Raw genomic sequence first — 16,581 nt, forward strand, 5'->3', positions numbered from 1 at the left:
CTCACACCGGTACTGATGAGGTACGGCGGGACAGCGTTCCAGATCGTACGGGAATACTGTTCGCGGTTTGCCGCCGGGCGGCCGGCAGGTGACGGGCGGGGGCCGTCAGCCGGGCTTGACCGTGCCGATCGCCTCGGCGTCCCCGACGAGGGTCCGGTCCGTCGGGTCGAGCGGGCGGTCGAAGTGGCGCAGGCCGGAGCGGAGTCCGAAGAGCAGGGCGACGGCCGCGGCGCCGGCGGCGATCGCGTACGACAGCTCGACCTGCAACGCGGTGCCACCGGGCAGGAAGGGGGCGGTGCCCAGGGCGAGGGCCCCGACGGTCCAGGCGGCGCACAGGACGCGGTGGCCGCCGGTGGCCAGAGTGGCGCTGCTGAGCACGATCGCCGCGAGGTGGGCCACCGCGCCGAGGCCCAGCAGGCCGAAGTCCGTGGAGCTGAGGGCCGGCGGTGCGTGGAAGGCGGTCTCGTTCAGGGCCGGCCCGATCACCGCGCAGACGGCCGCCCAGCCGGCTCCGAGCGCCGCCACCATGATCAGGTTGCTGCGCAGCGTGCGCAGGAAGCCGGCCTTGTCGCCGTCGGTGTGCCGGCCGGTCAGCTCCACCAGCAGGGATGCCTGCATGGAGCTGACCAGGAACTGCGGAACCCGCACCAGGATCAGCGCCGAGACCAGTGCGGTGATCAGCGGGGCGTTGTCCGGGTCGAGGAGCTTGGCGGTGACGACCGGAGCGTTGGCCACGGCCTGCATGAGCAGGGTCGAGACGAGCAGCACTCCGAAGCCGCTGCGCATCTCGCTGATGCCGGCGGCCGGGCCCGGCCGGGCCGCCCGGCGCATCGCGGGCACGCACAGGAGCACCGCGGGCAGCGGAGCCAGCGCCATGGCCAGACCGAACGCGAGGGAGGAGCCGTCCACGGCCAGCAGCGCCACCGCGGCGCCCACCCGCAGGACCGCGTCCGCGGTCAGTTGCACGGCGTACCAGCGGAAGTTCCCGTACCCGGCGAGAATGCCGCGCGCGGTGTGCTGCGCGGCCCAGCCCACGAAGGCCGCACCCAGGACCGCGACCATCGCCCGGTCGCCGTTGAAGAGCAGATCCGCCAGCGGGCCCGAGGCCGCGGCCAGCGCCACCAGGACCACGGCCAGCAGCGCCGTCGCCGTCAGTACTCCGCGCCGGATCGCGGGCCCGGCGCCCAGCCCGGAGGCGGTCCGCGCGGCCACCACCCGGGTCAGTTCCTGCTCGACGGGGAAGAACAGCCCGATGCCCGCGAAGGCGATCACCGACCACAGGACGGAGATCTGGGCCATGTCGTCATGGGCGAGCGTCCGGCCGGCCAGGGCCAGGAAGATGTACGAGGCGCCGGCGTTCGCCGCCACCCCGGCCCCGACGAGAAGGGTCCCGGTGGGGAGCGTGCGCAGGAGTGCTGTGGGCGACTTCATGTGGCGGCAAGAATACCCCGGCGGATATGACAGGTACCCGCCGCACCGGTTCCCCCGAGCAGGGTCGGAGCCCCTGGGGCGTGGGCGTCCACCCGGCTTTCGGCTCTTGTGGCCAAGGGGTACCATGAGCGCCGTGTCCGGCAGCGTGTGTGACGTCGCCACCCAGTCGCGGGTTGGCGGGACGTCTTCTTCGCCCTCTGCCAGGTAGCCGGTCATTCCCTGGACGTCAGCCGACGCCGGTGTGACGCGGCGGCCTCGTACTCCGACCGGAAAGACGGCTGAATCGTGCAATTGTCCGTACTTACCTCGGTGACCGGTTTGGCGGTGCTCGGATGCATCGTCGAGCTGTTGCGTCGCCAGCAACTGCGCGAGAAGTATGCGGCCCTGTGGCTGCTCATCGGCCTGATCATCGCCCCGCTCGGCTTCTTCCCGACGTGGCTCGACTCGATCGCCAACAAGCTCGGCGTCGCCTCCGGCGTGAGCCTGGTGCTCTTCGCCGGCTTCGTCCTTGTGCTGCTCGTCACACTGCACCTGAGCTGGGAGTCCAGCCGTCTCGAAGCCGAGACGCGCACCCTGGCCGAGGAAGTGGCCCTGATCCGGGCGCACTTGGCGCAGAGCGCCGACCCGATGCCGGCCAACGCGACGAAGCCGGTCGCCGGCACGCCGGCCGCCGGTACTCCGGTCACGGCTGCTGACGGCGACACCGCCGCCGAGGCCACCACCGCCACCACCCCTACGGACGATCGCGAGGCCCGGGCATGATCGATGGCCGACGGGTGCTGGTGATCGTGCCGGCATGGAACGAGGACGCCGGGCTGGCGACGACCCTGGGCGAGATCAACAAGGAACTGCCCGACGTGGACATCCTCGTCGTGGACGACGGTTCCACCGACCGGACGGCCAAGGTCGCCGCGGCGGAGGGCGTCATCGTCGCCCGCCTGCCGTACAACCTCGGTGTCGGCGGTGCCATGCGCCTGGGGTACCGCTACGCGCTGGAGTACAACTACGACGTCGCGATCCAGATCGACGCCGACGGCCAGCACGACCCGAGCTACGTGCCGGCCCTGCTGCGCGAACTCGACAACGCGGACCTCGTCGTCGGCGCCCGCTTCGGCGGCGAGGGCGACTACCAGGCCCGCGGCCCGCGCCGCTGGGCGATGCGGCTGCTCTCCGGAGTGATGTCCCGGCTGGCCGGCACCCGGCTGACCGACGCAACCTCCGGCTTCCGCGCCTGCAACCGCGACCTGATCGAGTTCTTCGCCGGCTGGTACCCGGTGGAGTACCTCGGCGACACGGTCGAGAGCACCGTCGGCGCGATCCGCTGCGGCTACACGGTCCGGCAGGTCCCGGTCGCGATGCGGCCGCGCACCACCGGCAAGCCGAGCCACTCGCCGCTGCGCGCGATGGTGTACCTGGCCCGCGCCGGTCTGGTCCTGCTGCTCGCGCTGATCCGGCGGGTGCCGTCCCAGGCCCCGCACACGATGGTCTCGGCATGACGGACCACGTTCCGTCCGGCGGCGGCTCCGCCGGACCGCGCTTCGACATCCTGATGCCGTACTACGGCGACGTCACCCTGATGCAGGACGCCGTCCGCAGCGTGCTGGCCCAGGACGGCGACGACTGGCGGCTCACCGTGGTCGACGACGGCAAGGAGGCGGGCGTACCGGAGTGGTTCGCGGCCCTCGCCGACGACCGCGTCCGCTACCTCCGCAACGAGCAGAACCTCGGGGTGACGGGTAACTTCAACCGGTGCGTCGAACTGTCGGAGGGCGAGCACACCGTCCTCATGGGCTGCGACGACCTGCTGCTGCCGAACTATCTGCAAACGGTGCGCGCCGCCCTGGACCATGAGCCGAAGGCGACCATGGTGCAGCCCGGCGTCGATGTCATCGACGGCGAGGGACGGTTGTCCCGCACCCTGGTGGACACCACCAAGGAGCGGCTCTACGCGCCGAAGGGCCCGCGGCCCCTCACGCTCAGCGGTGAGGACCTGGCCGTGAGCCTGCTGCGCGGCAACTGGCTCTACTTCCCGTCCATCTGTTGGCGTACCGAGGCGATGCGGAAATTCCGTTTCCGGGCCGACCTCGGGGTCATCCAGGATCTGGCGCTCGTCGTCGACCTGCTGCTCGACGGGGCCTCACTGGTCGTCACGGACACCGTCTGCTTCCAGTACCGCAGACATGCCGTCAGCGAGTCGTCGGCCAAGGCCCTTTCGGGGGACCGCTTCGACGAGGCACGGCGGTTCTTCCGGGAGACCTCCGAACGGCTGACGGCCCACGGCTGGAACCGCGCCGCCAAGGCCTCCCGCCGGTACTGGTCTTCACGGCTGCACGCGCTCACCCTGCTGCCGGCAGCGGCCCGCCGGGGACCCCGGGGGAGCACCCCCGGATTGATTCGGCACGCGTTTGGTTCCATCGGTAGGGGTCCCACGGCCTGATTGTTACTCAGCTGCACCGCGGCGGTGAACGAATCGTTATCGACGTTCTTCGCCCGGCCGGGCGAATTCCTATTTCCGCGATCCTGCCCGCCTGTATGATCGTAAAATCATGAATCTGCGCCGGATAGTTCTCCTTGTCGCCGCCCTCGGCGTAGTTGTCGCAGTGTGCGTTCAGTACGGCACCAGCCTGTTGGACAGTGCCAAGGAGACGGTGACCGCGCTCCCAACACCCGGGCGCCCGCCGGTGCAGGTGGTGACACCGCCACCCGAGAACGTCGGTCCTGGAAAAGATGGCGGAATCAATGTCGCCAAGGAAAATGCCCTTCCGGGTACGACCGACTGGAAACTGAAGAGCCCCGGTCCGCAAAACGCTATCGAAGGTTATGCCGATCGGGTGAGTGTCGACCCGGGCGAGAAATTCGGACTGTACGTCTCCACCCCTGCGCGTGATTTCCAGGTGGAGGCGTACAGGATGGGTTGGTACGGCGGAAAGCAGGGCCGGCTGGTCTGGTCGTCCGAGCGTGTTCGGGGCCAGCGACAGGCCGCCGGGGAGATGACTCCGCAGATCTACCTGGCGCGGGCCCCCTGGAAGCGTTCCCTGGAGATCTCCACCAAGGGCTGGCCCGAGGGCGACTACCGGCTGAAGCTCGTCTCCGCCGCCGGCCACGACCGCTGGGTGCCGCTCACGGTGCGTTCGAAGTCGGCCGCCGGCCGCAGCGTCTTCATCAACGCGGTCGCCACGTGGGCGGCGTACAACGCCTGGGGCGGCTCGAACATCTACGGCGGCGTCAAGGGCTACGGGGACCGGGCGCGCAAGGTGAGCTTCGACCGCCCGTACGCGGGGGCGGGTGACGGCCTGTTCGGCTGGCACGAGCTGCCGATGCTGACGCTCGCCGAGCGCATGGGCATCCCGCTGGCCTACGGCACCTCGCTGGAGCTGGACTCCGACCCGGGCCGGTTCAGGGGCGCCCGCGGGATGATCTTCCCGAGCCATGACGAGTACTGGTCGTCGGGGATGCGGACCAACACCATCGCCCTGCGTGACAAGGGCGTCAACCTGGCCTTCTTCGGGGCGAACAACGCCTACCGCCACGTGCGGTTCGAGTCCTCGCCGCTCGGCGGCGATCGCGTGGTCACCTGCTACAAGGACGCCGCCGAGGACCCGATGAGCCTCACGGACACCGACCAGGCCACGCAGCAGTGGCGGCAGGCGCCCAACCCGCGTCCTGAGGCCTCGTTCCTCGGCATCCAGTACGAATGGGCCGGCGTGCTCGCCCCGTACGTGGTCACCGACCCGGACGCCTGGATCTACAAGGGGACCGGCGCCCATGCCGGTTCGCAGTACCCGGGACTCGTCCGCAGCGAATTCGACCGGGTCTTCTCGGATGTGAATACCCCGCGGCCCATCCAGATCCTCTCGAATTCGCCGGTGCTCATATACGGCAAGGACAAGAGCTTCGCCAATTCGTCCTACTACACCACTGCTTCCGGTGCCGGGGTCTTCAGCGCGGGAACCCTGGGCTGGACGTGTGCCGTGGACATCTCGCCGTGCTGGGGCAAACTGCCCAAGGCCACCGGCGCCTTCGCCACGAAGGTCGCCGAGAACATACTCAGGGCCTTCCAGGCGGGACCGGCCGCCAAGGCGTACCCGGCCGTGGACAACTACGACAAGTACGCCCGCCCGACAGGCCGTTTCAAGTACAACATGTGACCCACGTCGCACCCGTGCCCCGGCCGGGGCACGGGAGGCGTGCGCCGCTCAGAGCCGGGACAGGCTCGCGGCGGCGAAGAGCACATCGCGGATGACGTCGCGGTCCCCGTCCTGGCCCACAGCTATCCGCTCGGGCTCCAGATGGCCCGCGGCCAGTTGGCAGAACTCGACGCTGTCGAGCGCGACATGGGCCACCGCCTCCTCGGCGGTGGCGAGCGCACCGGGCGAGTCCAGGGCGATGTACCAGTTGCCCCCGCCCTGGCCCTCGACCTCCAGATGCACCGACCGGCCGGGCGAACCCGCGGCGGTCAGCCGGGCGGGGGAGGCCGTGAGGCCGGCGCGGCGGCGACCCGCGATGGCGGTGGGGAGCATCCGGGCCGCCAGGTCGATCATGCGGTTGAGATTGCGCGGCGCCGGCGGATCGTACGGGTAGTCCACCGCCTCGGCGATGTCCGAGGCGTGTATCCAGCACTCGAAGGCCCGGTCGAGGAACGCGTCGCGCAGCGGCAGCGTGAACTCGCCGTACCTGACGTCCAGTCCGGCAGTCCCCTGGCCGGCGAAGGACACCGTGCGCACCAGGGTGTGGCTCTGTTCGCGCCAGGCGGCGCGCAACGGAGCGCCCGGCACGTCCCGCACCGTGGTCCAGTAACTCTCGGTGCGCAGGACCGGATCGAACGGCAGCTCGTCGATGGGCAGCCCGAGCGCGGACGCGACCAGGCCGTCCACCGCGGACAGGTGCCCGATGACCTGCGCGACGGAGACCTCACGGGCGACGCGCTTGTCCTCGTACCAGCGCAGCTCCACCGGGGCGTCCCAGTAGCCGTCGCCGAGGTCGCGCAACAGCGCGTCCAGCCGGGCGGTCTCCGCGTCGTACGGGGACGCCCACTCGGGCACCGGAATGCGCGCCGGGCGGCGGTCGAGGCAGCCCGACAGCACCCGGGACCGCAGCAGCGGATCAAGATCGAGCGTTTCCTCCGGGTGCAGCAGACCGACGGCGTCGCGCAGCCGCAGCGCCTCGTCCGCGCAGGTCGCGCAGTCCGTCAGGTGCACCTCGACGGCCAGCGACTCGTCGCGCGAGCAGGCGGCCAGCGCCCATGCCCCGAGCAGGGACTTGAGGGTGGCGTGGTCGTACGGGGGGAGCCGTCCCCGGTCCGGCCCGGCACCGGTCGTCCCGCCGGTCACCGCTGCCGCCTGTCGAGGGCCGCGTGCGGGGCGGGTTGCATGGCCGTGGAGAGCAGTTGCAGTCCCAGGCGCAGCCGGCGCCTTGCCTCGTCCTCCGTCACGCCCAGGTCGGCGGCGGTCTGCCGGTAGTCGCGCCGGCGGAAGTAGGCGAGTTCGAGCGCGTCGCGCAGCGGGGCCGGCATGGAGGTGACGATGAAGTCGGCGCGGGCGGCGGTGTTGGCCTCGCGGACCTTCGCCTCGACCTCGGCCTGACTGCTCCGGCCGCGGTTCTCCTCGTGGCGCAGCCGCTGCACGGCCCGGCGCTGGGTGAGCGCGGCGATCCAGGAGCGCAGGGAGCCGCGCCTCGGGTCGTAGGCGTCGGGGTTCTCCCAGATGAAGCCGAAGACGTCGCGGGTGATGTGGTTCGCGGCCTCGTCGTCGTCCAGCACGCGGTGGGCGAGGCTGTGCACCAGCGACGCGTACCGGTCGTACAGCTCGCCGAGCGCGGCTTCCTCCCCGCGGGCCAGCCGCTGCTGCATCCTGCGGTCCCAGCGGGGTGGTGCCGGTGTCGCCATGCCGCCGCCCCTCTCCCCTCGCCGCCGGTGGTGCCGTGCGCCGGTCTGCCCGTCCGGTCGGCGCTGTCAGTTCCGTCGGCCGCGTCGCCTCTGTCAGCCCTGTCTGCTCGAATGTAACCGCCACCTACGACGGCGTACGCCCCTTTGCGCCATCCTGCCGCCGTATCGGACCGGTTCTGGCGATGTGTTATGCGGGTGTGACCGCGGTACTGCTCGGTTGTGCGGGATTCCGGGCATAGGGTTCACATGATGACGCTGTCGCAATTCCCCGAGGAGTGGCCTTCCGGGCCTCCGCGGACCGCCAGGGTGGCCGGGCTGCTCCCAGCGACGTCGCGAGGTGAGACGCAGTGGAAGTAACGCGGGTCGAACGGGACGGCTGGGCCGTGGTGATCGTCGCGGGCGAAATGGACCTCCTGACCTCCCCCAACGTGCGTCAGCACGTGCACGAGGCGGTCGCCGACGGGCGGCGCAGTGTGGTCCTGGACCTCGCTGAGGTGCGCTTCTGCGATTCCAGCGGGGTGGGTGTGCTGATCGCCGCGCGGCGCCTGATGCGTTCGTGCGCGGGCCGGCTCCGTATCGTCCTGCCGGACCAGGGCGCCGCCGACGACGGGTCCCACGTCAACCGGGTGCTCGCCGCTCTCGGCGTCCGCCGGCTCTTCGACGTCTACCCGGACCTCGCCTCCGCCACCGACGACTCGGCCCGTCCGATATCCGCGTAGCTACTTAGTCGGTAACTGCGTAGCCGCGTAGTCGCGCTCTGCCGCTCGGGAGATTCAGTACGCCGGTGGTCGGACCTGCGGCTTCGCGGGGGCCGGGCCCAAGGTGGTGGTGCCGATCGCGGCACGGTGGCCGAGACCGGTGCGGTAGGCGTCCAGGGCGGCTTCGACCCGGCCGGTACTGCGCAGCAGATCGCCCAACAGCCGGCAGAGGTCGGCGAGATCGCCGGCGGCGCCGGCGCGTTCCAGCAGCGACAGGGCGTTGACGTAGTGCTCCTCGGCGGCGTCGAGCTCGCCGTCCTCCTGAGCGATCAGGCCGAGCAGGCGGTGGGCGCCGGCCGCGTGGATGGCGCCGCGTTCGGGACCGATCCGGTCGAGCAGCCGGGCGAGCAGCTCGCCCGCCTCGGTGTGGCTGCCCCGCCGGCGCAGGACGTCGGCGAGTTCGACCTCCACCTGATCCGTGAAGAGTGCCGACCGCTGCGACGCCAGCATGTCGCGGGCGATCCGCAGTTCCCGCTCCGCGTGCTCCAGACTGCCGCCCTGGGCATGTACATATCCCCGCATCCAGTGACATTTCGCCAGGTCGGAATGGAATCCCAGCCGTTGGTAGAGCTCCTGTGCCTTGGCCAGCGAAGCATCGGCCTCGGCGATCCGGCCCTCGGCGATGAGGGTGCGGGCGACGCTGCGGTGCATCCCCGCGACGAGTGTGGGATCGGTGGCGCTGGGGGCGAGAGCGAGGGCGAGTTCGGCGGCCTGGGCGGCCCGGGCGTGGGCGCCCATGTCCATGTACGGGGCGATGACGGCGGTATGCAGGAGCAGCAGCGCGTCCGGGTCCCGCGTTCCCGCCGCGTGCAGCCCGTCGATCGCGCTCTCCAGCAGGTAGCAGGCGTAGCGCAGCTCGCCCGCCAGCAGATGGGAGACCGCCCGGCCGCGGATCGCCGCGGCCCGGCGCGGCAGGGGCTCGCCCGCCAACAGGTTCTCCACTGCCTCGAAGTGCTCGCGGGCGGCGTCGAGTTCCCCGACCTCCAGGGCGCAGTCGCCCAGACCGAGCAGGGCCGAGACGTGCTCGTCCGCGAGCTCGTGGTCCACTGCGGTGGCGAGCGCCGCGCCGAACCGGTCCGCCGCGGTGGCCGCGTCGCCCTTGGCGAGCGCGATCCTGGCCTCGCCCAGTCGGCGCGCCGCGTGCACCTGCGCCTGCGCGCGGCCCGGCCGGCGGTCGCGCGGACCGCTCTCCGTCGGCTCCGCACTGCCCGTAGCGTCCGCCACGTCCGCCTCCCATGACCTGGTCGCGCCACGTGGCCGGACGTTCTGCTCGCGTCAACTCGGCGACGCGTCCCGGAAGTTACGTGGTCAGCAGGACGCAGACTAGCGGCTGTCCCGGCGGGTCCGTCCGCAGCTGTCACGGCCCGCCAAACCTGGGAGTGCGAGCGGACCGAATAATCCCATCCATCCCGAAAACTCCCGCGTTTCCGTCGGTCTCAGCTCTGCTGCGACCGGGCCCTGCGGCGGCGCAGCACGTACCAGCCGGCGCCGAGGGCCAAGGCCGTGAGGCCACCGGCCAGCGCGACACGGTTGCGGGTGAGGATCAGGCGGTCGCCGGTGACGGCGATCGTGGCGGTGTTGTCCCCGGGGTCGGTGTCGAAGTTGGTGCGCGAGTTGGGGTCGTGGTCGATCTGGAGGGTCGCGGAGCCCGCCGAGTCGTCCATGATCCGGTCGATCCGGAGCTGGAACGGGAAGACGACGGATTCGCCCGGGTCGAGCCAGTTCCTGGTCTCGCAGGTGTACTGCGGAGCGCCGTCGGCGCCATTCGTGTCCTCGTCGTTGGGGCGGACCGGCCGACAGCCCTTGGGCGCCTTGGTGACGGTGGTGCCCGCCGGAATGCTTATGTCGACGGCGACGACCGGGTTTCCGACGGTGAGGTCGGAGACGGCGGCGGGGCCGTGGTTCGTCACCGTCACCGCGGCGGTCACGCGCCGGCCGACCTTGCCGGAGACCCGCGCTCCGCTCACCGCGAGGTCCGCGGTGTTGCGGACGGCGACCGCGGTGGTGGCGTAGTTGTCCTCCTGGAAGAGGTCCTCGGCCGACGGATTCGGGCTCTGCACCAGGCGCAGCGGGGTGCCCGTACCTCTGGTCCAGGAGCCGTTCCCGTGGGCGACGGTGAGCGCGTCGGCGGATTTCGACGTCACGCGCAGATCCGTACGCTCCCAGAGCGCGAAGCTTTCGGCGCGGAATGCCAGCGGGTCGCCGAACGCGTAGGTCGCCCCGGGCGCCAGCGGCTGGTCGATCACGCAGAGCGCGGAGACCGAGGCCGGGAAGTCGGCCGACGACGCCGTCCGCAGGGACTCGCAGTTGGAGTGCGCGGCGGACCAGGCCAGGCCGCGGGATCCGTAGACGCGCACTATCGCGCCGGGCGCCGTCTCGGTGCCGGCGTTGGTGAGGGTGAACGGCAGCACCACGATGGCGCCGGGTGCGGGGAGCGCGGACGCCTTGAGTTGGGACGGCGCGGAGGTGACGACGTCGGGGCCGGCGCCGACGGAGACCGTGGTCCGCACCGCACGGGCGGCGCTCGGCGCCCCCTTCGGGGTGTACGTGATCACGCCGGTGGCCCCGGTCCGGGCGCCGACGAGGCTGCGTATGCGCAGCGCCAGCAGATTGCCCGGGTTGGAAGGACTGGTGCGCAGGTCGCACTTGGCGACGACGCTGCCGCGGGCATGGGTGCAGCTCGCGGGCCAGATCACTTCCGCGACCTTGGCCAGCCCGCCGGCGTCGACGGTGAACACCCCTGGCGTGAGCGAACCCGTGGAACCGCCGTGCCGCAGCCCGACCTCCAACGTGCGCAGCGCGCCCGGATCGGGAGCGGCGGGCGCCGGCACGACGAGGCGGGCGGGCGCAGTCACCGCTATGTCCTCGGCCTGGCCGCCATCACCATCGGAGCCGGCGGAAGGTCGGGCGAACGAGGAGCCGGCGGATCCCAGCGTCAGGAGGCACACGGCTGCGGCCACGGCACCGGTCACGGCTCCACGGACGGACGGAGTTCTCAAGGCAACCCTCTGCTGAAGAAAGGACATTGCCTTCGTGCGGGTGTCCGATATCGAGGGCAGCGAGCAGCAGTGAGAATACGGGAACGGAGCGGGAGAATCTAGGACTGGCCGGTGCCGCCGAAGCGCTCCCGCAGCTTGAACTTCAGCACCTTGCGCAGCACGTCGTTGCGCGGCAGGGCGTCCACGATCTCCAGCTCTTCCGGCAGTTTGTGGGCGGACAGGCCGTGTTCGCGCAGATATCCGGTGATGTCCGCGAGGGTGATCGGGGGCGCGCCGGCGGGCTGTTCCACAACGGCGCAGACCCGTTCGCCGCGATCCGGGTCGGGCAGTCCGACGACGGCGGCGTCGGCGACGGCGGGGTGTTCGTAGAGCAGGTCCTCGATCTCCTGGGCGGAGATGTTCTCTCCCTTGCGGATGATGATGTCCTTGAGCCGGCCGGTGAGGACGAGATGGCCGTCCGGGGTGAGCCGGCCGAGGTCGCCGGTGATGAGGAAGCCGTCCGGGTCGAAGACCTCGGCGGTCTGGGCGGCGTGGAGGTAGCCCTGGCAGACGGCCTCGCCGCGCAGCCTGACCTCACCGTCGGTACCGGCGGGCAGCGGCTTGCCGTCGGAGTCCGTGATGCGGATCTCCATGGCGGCAGGTGGGCGTCCCTCGGTGGTCGCGAGGTGGTCCGGGGTGTCGTCGGGAGCGCCCATGGTGATCATGGGGACCTCGGTCATGCCGTAGCCGTGGGTGAGTTGGCACCCCATCTCCCGGGTGACCTCGTAGTACAGCTCGGGCGGCATGGGCGCGCCGCCGCCCGCGAGCAGCCGCAGGCTGGGGATGAGCTTGCTGGCGGGGTCCTTGCGCTGCTCGGCGAGGAACATCGAGTAGAAGACGGTGCTGCCGCCCGCGACCGTGACGCTGTGCTCCCGGTAGGCGTCGAGCGAGGCGGGCAGCGCGAAGTGCTCCAGGAGCAGCGCGGGAAAGCCGTAGAGCAGCAGCATCACGGTGTAGTCGGGCCCGGCGACATGGGCGTAGGGGAAGGCCATCGAGCCGACGTCGTCGGGGGTGAGGCGCAGCGCGTGGGCGAGGCAGCCACCGGCGGCGATGAGGCTGCGGTCGGTGTGCAGCACCCCCTTGGGGTCCGAAGTGGTGCCGGAGGTCCAGTAGATCCAGCGGACCGAGGTGCCGTCGGCGGGCGGCTCGGGCAGCACGGCCGGATCGCCGTCGGGGAGCCGGTCGTAGGTGGTGAGCAGGAGCGGCGGCCGGGTGAGCCGCGGTGCGAGGCGGTCGGCCATGGCCGCGTAGTCGTAGCCGCGCCACTCGCCGGGTATGGCATAGAACTCCGCCTCGGCCTCGCGCAGCGCGTAACCGACCTCGCGGTCCCGGTAGAAGGGGATGAGCGGGGTCTGCACGGCGCCGAGCCGGGCGAGGGCAAAGGTCAGCAGCACTGTTTCGATCCGGGTGGGCAGCTGCCAGGCGAACCGGCTGCCGGGCCGGACGCCGAGGTCGTGGAGTCCGGCGGCGACGCGTTCGGCCCGGTCGCGCAGCTCTCCGAAGGTGATCCGGCGGCCGTCGGCGTCGATGAGGACGTGGGCGTCGGGGGTGAGTTCGGCGCGGCGGGCGGCGAGCGCCCAGAGGGTGGGTGAGTCGCCGAGGGCTGCTGCGACGGCCTGGGACCGGGCCTGGGCCGGGGCCGTGCCGGTCTCCTGGATCGGAGCCGTGCCGGTCTCCTGCGTCGGGGCCGTTCCGGTCTCCTGCGTCGGGTCCATGCCGGTCTCCTCCGTACCGTCACCACACCTGACGTAGCGTCAGATCCTGGCGGCAGCGTATGCGGCGCGGCCCCGCCGGTCCAGGGGTGCGACGTCGATGGACGCGGCGTGCGTGCGTGCGTACTCTAAATCTGACGATCCATCAGATCTGCAGGGAGAGGCCGATGGAACTGCCCAGGATCATCAGCGTCGACGACCACGTCATCGAACCCGCGCACCTCTTCGAGAGGTGGTTGCCGGCCAAGTACCGCGACCGGGGTCCGAAGCCGCTGACCGCAGGAATCGGTGAGCTGGCGTACGTCGCCGGGAAGTACCAGATCACGATGGACCCGGACGGACCGCCCACCGACTGGTGGATCTACGAGGACCTCAAGTTCCCGTACAAGCGGAACATCGCCGCCGTCGGCTTCGACCGCGACGACATGACCCTGGAGGGCATCACCCGCGCCGAGATGCGCCGCGGCTGCTGGGACCCCAAGGAACGCCTGGCGGACATGGACCTCAACCACGTCGAGGCGTCACTCTGCTTCCCGACCTTCCCGCGGTTCTGCGGGCAGACGTTCTCCGAGGCGCGCGACAAGGAGGTCGCGCTCGCCTGCGTGCGCGCCTACAACGACTGGATGGTCGACGAGTGGTGCGGCGACAGCGGCGGCCGGCTCATCCCGCTGTGCATCATCCCGCTGTGGGACATCGACCTGGCCGTGGCCGAGATCCGGCGCAACGCCGCACGCGGCGTCAAGGCCGTCACCTTCAGCGAGATCCCGACGCACCTGGGCCTGCCGAGCATCCACTCCGGCTACTGGGACCCCTTCTTCGCCGTGTGCCAGGAGACCGGCACGGTCGTGAACATGCACATCGGCTCGTCCTCGCAGATGCCCGCGGCCTCCCCGGACGCGCCGCCCGCCGTCCAGGCCGCGCTCAGCTTCAACAACGCGATGGCGTCGATGATGGACTTCCTCTTCAGCGGGGTCCTCGTCAAGTTCCCGACGCTCAAACTCGCCTACAGCGAGGGCCAGATGGGTTGGATCCCGTACGCCCTGGAGCGCGCCGACACCGTCTGGGAGGAGCACCGCGCCTGGGGCGGGGTGCGCGACATCATCCCGGAGCCGCCGTCGATGTACTACTACCGGCAGATCTTCTGCTGCTTCTTCCGCGACAGGCACGGGGTCGCGTCGCTGGACGTCGTCGGGCGCGACAACGCGACCTTCGAGACGGACTACCCGCATGTGGACTCGACCTTCCCGCACACCAAGGCGGTCGCCGAGGACCATATGAAGGGGCTCGACGACGAGACCGTCTACAAGCTCATGCGCGGCAACGCGATCCGGATGCTCGATCTCGACTTCGACCGCGGCCTCGACCTCTCCTCCTTCGCGAGGCAGCGCCCGGCGGGTGCGGACACGGCACATGTAGCCGGCGCGGCGGGTGTGGCCGGCGCGGCCGGCGGATCCGGTAGGTGAGGCTCGCGTGGACCTGACGTACACCGCGGAGCAGGAGGATTTCCGCGCCGGGCTGCGGTCCTGGCTCGCCGACGTGCTGCCCAAGCTGCCGCCCCGGCCCGACCCGCGCGACTGGCCGGGCCGGCGGGCGTACGACGCCGGCTGGCAGCGGATGCTGTACGACGCGGGCTACGCGGGCCTGCACTGGCCGGTCGACGCGGGCGGCCGGGGTGCGACGCCGGTGCAGCACCTGATCTTCCTGGAGGAGACGGAGAAGGCGGGCGCGCCCTACGTGGGTGCCAACTTCGTCGGGCTGCTGCACGCCGGCCCCACCATCGCCGCCGAGGGCACCGCCGAGCAGCGGCGGCGCTGGCTGCCGCCGGTGCTGCGCGGCGACGAGGTGTGGTGCCAGGGGTTCAGCGAGCCCGACGCCGGCTCCGACCTGGCCGCACTGCGCACCCGCGCGGTGCGCGACGGAGACGCGTACGTGGTGACCGGCTCGAAGATCTGGACCTCGCACGCGGAGGTCGCCGACTGGTGCGAACTGCTCGTCCGCACCGATCCGCAGGCGCCCAAGCACCGCGGCATCTCCTGGCTCGCGATGCCGATGGACGCCCCGGGCGTCACGGTCCGGCCGCTGCGCACCCTTGCGGGGTCGACGGAGTTCGCCGAGATGTTCCTCGACGAGGTGCGGGTGCCGGTCGCCAACCGGGTGGGGGAGGAGAACGACGGCTGGCGCGTCACCATGGTCACCCTCTCCTTCGAGCGCGGCACGGCCTTCGTCGGCGAGGTCGTCGCCTGCCGCCGCGTCCTGGGCGAGGTCGCGCGCGCCGCGAAGGCCAACGGAACCTGGGACGATCCGGCGCTGCGGCGCAGGTTGGGCCGGCTCTCGGCGGAGTTCTCCGTCCTGTGGCGGCTCACCCAGTGGAACGTCAGCGAGGCGGAGCGCTCGCTGCGGGCGGGCGGCACCGGCGTGCCCGGGACCGGCGGATCGGTGTTCAAACTGCGCTACTCGCACGCCCGGCAGGAGCTGTACGACACGGCGGCCGAGGTACTGGGGCCGCTCGCGCAGGACGCCGGGCATCCGTGGACGGCGGAGCGGCTGTCGTCGCTCTCGTACACGATCGCGGCCGGCACCTCCCAGATCCAGAAGAACATCGTGGCCGAGCGCATCCTCGGCCTCCCGAAGGGCTGAGCGCCGAGGAGCGGGGGCTGATCGTGGATTTCCAACCGACAGTAGATCAAGTGGCTTTGCGGACGGGGGTGCGGGAGCTGCTCGCCGGGCGCTTCCCGCGCGAGGCGCTGCGAGCGTCGGTGGACGCGGGGGACGCCTCCGCAGGCGACCCCCTGGGCACTGGTTCGTCCGGTGCTTCGGCGGGCGGCCGGCCGGTGGTCGACCGGGCGCTGTGGCGTGAGCTGGGCGAGGCCGGGTTCTTCGCGCTCAGGCTGCCGGAGGCGGACGGCGGCGTGGGCCTCGGGCTGCCCGAGGCCGTGCTCGTCTTCGAGGAGGCCGGCCGCGTTCTGCTGCCGGGGCCGCTGGTCGGTACGCATCTGGCGGCGACCCATCTGACCGGGCCGGTGGCGGCGGGCGCGGCGGCCGGGGACCTGCTGGTGGCGCTGGCGCTGCCGCCCGCCCCGGTCGGCCACCTGGCCGCTGCGGACGCCGTCCTGGTACCGGCGCGGTCCGGCGAGAGTTCCGTCGGGCTCTACGCCGCGGACGGGTTCCCGGCGGCGGCGATCCGTTCCGTCGACCCCCTCACCCCTCTTCACCTGGCCGGCAGCGGCGCTGCCGTCGGCCGGGCACTCGACGGCGGCGCGGGTGCCGACCCGGTCCTGGTGCGGCGGGAAGCCTCGCTGCTGACCGCGGCCCAGCAGGTCGGCAGCGCCGGGAGGACTCTGGCGATGGCCGTGGAACACGCCCGGGAGCGCGAGCAGTTCGGGCGGCCGATCGGGGCGTTCCAGGCGGTGAAGCATCTGTGCGCGGACATGCTCGTCCGGGTGGAGATGGCCCGTACGGCCGTCTATGCGGCGGCGGTGTCGGGCGACGGCTTCGAGACGGCCGCGGCGCGGCTGCTCGCCGACGACGCGGCGGCCCGCAACGCACGTGACTGCCTGCAGGTCTTCGGAGGGATGGGCTTCACCTGGGAGGGCGACGTGCACCTGCACATCAAGCGGTCCTGGGTGCTCGCCGCCGGACGCGCGGACGCTGAGCGCTACGAGGAAGAGCTGGCAGGGGAACTGCTCAGGTGAAGGCCCGGTAAATGATCAGTGACGCTGCGTTGGTATCGGGTTGTGTCCTACGCGTTACTCGTGACG

Annotated in this window: 14 protein-coding genes; 8 read left to right on the forward strand and 6 right to left on the reverse strand. The window is 71.4% G+C overall.

Annotated elements, in window-relative coordinates:
* Nucleotides 1-105 precede the first annotated feature (105 nt).
* Nucleotides 106-1,431, reverse strand: coding sequence for a lipopolysaccharide biosynthesis protein (locus tag AC07DC_RS11135; protein ID WP_478913967.1), 1,326 nt, complete (start codon nucleotides 1,429-1,431; stop codon nucleotides 106-108).
* 309 nt (nucleotides 1,432-1,740) lie between these two features.
* Between AC07DC_RS11135 and AC07DC_RS11140 the strand changes: the two genes are divergently transcribed.
* The 4 genes from AC07DC_RS11140 to AC07DC_RS11155 all read left to right on the forward strand — a co-directional run bounded on the left by AC07DC_RS11140 (nucleotide 1,741) and on the right by AC07DC_RS11155 (nucleotide 5,579).
* Complete coding sequence (locus AC07DC_RS11140; RefSeq protein ID WP_478913969.1) at nucleotides 1,741-2,193, forward strand: DUF2304 domain-containing protein; 453 nt, start codon at nucleotides 1,741-1,743, stop codon at nucleotides 2,191-2,193.
* Nucleotides 2,190-2,927 carry a glycosyltransferase family 2 protein gene (locus tag AC07DC_RS11145; RefSeq protein WP_478913971.1) on the forward strand — a complete coding sequence of 246 codons (738 nt, stop codon included), beginning with the start codon at nucleotides 2,190-2,192 and terminating at the stop codon, nucleotides 2,925-2,927. Before AC07DC_RS11140 ends, AC07DC_RS11145 begins: the two co-directional genes overlap by 4 nt.
* Nucleotides 2,924-3,868, forward strand: a complete 945-nt coding sequence (locus AC07DC_RS11150; RefSeq protein ID WP_478913973.1) for a glycosyltransferase family 2 protein — start codon at nucleotides 2,924-2,926, stop codon at nucleotides 3,866-3,868. Before AC07DC_RS11145 ends, AC07DC_RS11150 begins: the two co-directional genes overlap by 4 nt.
* A 394-nt stretch (nucleotides 3,869-4,262) precedes the next feature.
* Nucleotides 4,263-5,579: a N,N-dimethylformamidase beta subunit family domain-containing protein gene (locus tag AC07DC_RS11155; protein ID WP_478913975.1), complete on the forward strand. Its 1,317-nt coding sequence runs from the start codon at nucleotides 4,263-4,265 to the stop codon at nucleotides 5,577-5,579.
* A gap of 48 nt (nucleotides 5,580-5,627) precedes the next feature.
* Here AC07DC_RS11155 and AC07DC_RS11160 read toward each other — a convergent pair whose 3' ends face one another.
* On the reverse strand, nucleotides 5,628-6,761 hold the full coding sequence (locus AC07DC_RS11160) for a maleylpyruvate isomerase N-terminal domain-containing protein (protein ID WP_478913977.1): 1,134 nt from the start codon (nucleotides 6,759-6,761) through the stop codon (nucleotides 5,628-5,630).
* The gene (locus AC07DC_RS11165; RefSeq protein ID WP_478913979.1) at nucleotides 6,758-7,315 is read right to left on the reverse strand and encodes a sigma-70 family RNA polymerase sigma factor; all 558 of its coding nucleotides are present in this window, start codon (nucleotides 7,313-7,315) and stop codon (nucleotides 6,758-6,760) included. The genes AC07DC_RS11160 and AC07DC_RS11165 overlap by 4 nt, the downstream gene beginning before the upstream one ends.
* A 347-nt stretch (nucleotides 7,316-7,662) precedes the next feature.
* On the opposite strand from AC07DC_RS11165, the gene AC07DC_RS11170 reads away from it, so the two are divergent.
* Nucleotides 7,663-8,034, forward strand: a complete 372-nt coding sequence (locus tag AC07DC_RS11170; protein WP_478913981.1) for an STAS domain-containing protein — start codon at nucleotides 7,663-7,665, stop codon at nucleotides 8,032-8,034.
* Between the two features lie 54 nt (nucleotides 8,035-8,088).
* On the opposite strand, the gene AC07DC_RS11175 is transcribed toward AC07DC_RS11170, so the two are convergent.
* The 3 genes from AC07DC_RS11175 to AC07DC_RS11185 form a co-directional block, all read right to left on the reverse strand.
* A complete protein-coding gene (locus AC07DC_RS11175) occupies nucleotides 8,089-9,297 on the reverse strand; it encodes a tetratricopeptide repeat protein (RefSeq protein ID WP_478913983.1) in 1,209 nt (402 codons plus the stop codon).
* A gap of 212 nt (nucleotides 9,298-9,509) precedes the next feature.
* Nucleotides 9,510-11,045 carry a hypothetical protein gene (locus AC07DC_RS11180; RefSeq protein WP_478913985.1) on the reverse strand — a complete coding sequence of 512 codons (1,536 nt, stop codon included), beginning with the start codon at nucleotides 11,043-11,045 and terminating at the stop codon, nucleotides 9,510-9,512.
* A 125-nt stretch (nucleotides 11,046-11,170) separates the two neighbouring features.
* Nucleotides 11,171-12,826 (reverse strand): class I adenylate-forming enzyme family protein, encoded by a 1,656-nt coding sequence (locus tag AC07DC_RS11185; protein ID WP_478913987.1) that lies wholly within the window; start codon nucleotides 12,824-12,826, stop codon nucleotides 11,171-11,173.
* 164 nt (nucleotides 12,827-12,990) lie between these two features.
* Between AC07DC_RS11185 and AC07DC_RS11190 the strand changes: the two genes are divergently transcribed.
* From AC07DC_RS11190 to AC07DC_RS11200, 3 genes are read left to right on the forward strand one after another with little or no spacing between them, the layout of a single operon-like run.
* On the forward strand, nucleotides 12,991-14,286 hold the full coding sequence (locus AC07DC_RS11190; RefSeq protein WP_478913988.1) for an amidohydrolase family protein: 1,296 nt from the start codon (nucleotides 12,991-12,993) through the stop codon (nucleotides 14,284-14,286).
* Nucleotides 14,287-14,293: 7 nt separating this feature from the next.
* Complete coding sequence (locus AC07DC_RS11195; RefSeq protein ID WP_478913990.1) at nucleotides 14,294-15,460, forward strand: acyl-CoA dehydrogenase family protein; 1,167 nt, start codon at nucleotides 14,294-14,296, stop codon at nucleotides 15,458-15,460.
* Between the two features lie 23 nt (nucleotides 15,461-15,483).
* Nucleotides 15,484-16,515 carry an acyl-CoA dehydrogenase family protein gene (locus tag AC07DC_RS11200; protein ID WP_478913992.1) on the forward strand — a complete coding sequence of 344 codons (1,032 nt, stop codon included), beginning with the start codon at nucleotides 15,484-15,486 and terminating at the stop codon, nucleotides 16,513-16,515.
* Nucleotides 16,516-16,581 lie beyond the last annotated feature (66 nt).

The sequence above is a fragment of the Streptomyces sp. NPDC045021 genome (assembly GCF_056432645.1).

What these genes read in the sequence shown, in the direction of transcription:
- AC07DC_RS11135 (WP_478913967.1), bottom strand. Translation starts at nt 1,431, where the DNA reads ATGAAGTCGCCCACAGCACTCCTGCGCACGCTCCCCACCGGGACCCTT.
- AC07DC_RS11145 (WP_478913971.1), top strand. Translation starts at nt 2,190, where the DNA reads ATGATCGATGGCCGACGGGTGCTGGTGATCGTGCCGGCATGGAACGAG.
- AC07DC_RS11150 (WP_478913973.1), top strand. Translation starts at nt 2,924, where the DNA reads ATGACGGACCACGTTCCGTCCGGCGGCGGCTCCGCCGGACCGCGCTTC.
- AC07DC_RS11165 (WP_478913979.1), bottom strand. Translation starts at nt 7,315, where the DNA reads ATGGCGACACCGGCACCACCCCGCTGGGACCGCAGGATGCAGCAGCGG.
- AC07DC_RS11185 (WP_478913987.1), bottom strand. Translation starts at nt 12,826, where the DNA reads ATGGACCCGACGCAGGAGACCGGAACGGCCCCGACGCAGGAGACCGGC.
- AC07DC_RS11190 (WP_478913988.1), top strand. Translation starts at nt 12,991, where the DNA reads ATGGAACTGCCCAGGATCATCAGCGTCGACGACCACGTCATCGAACCC.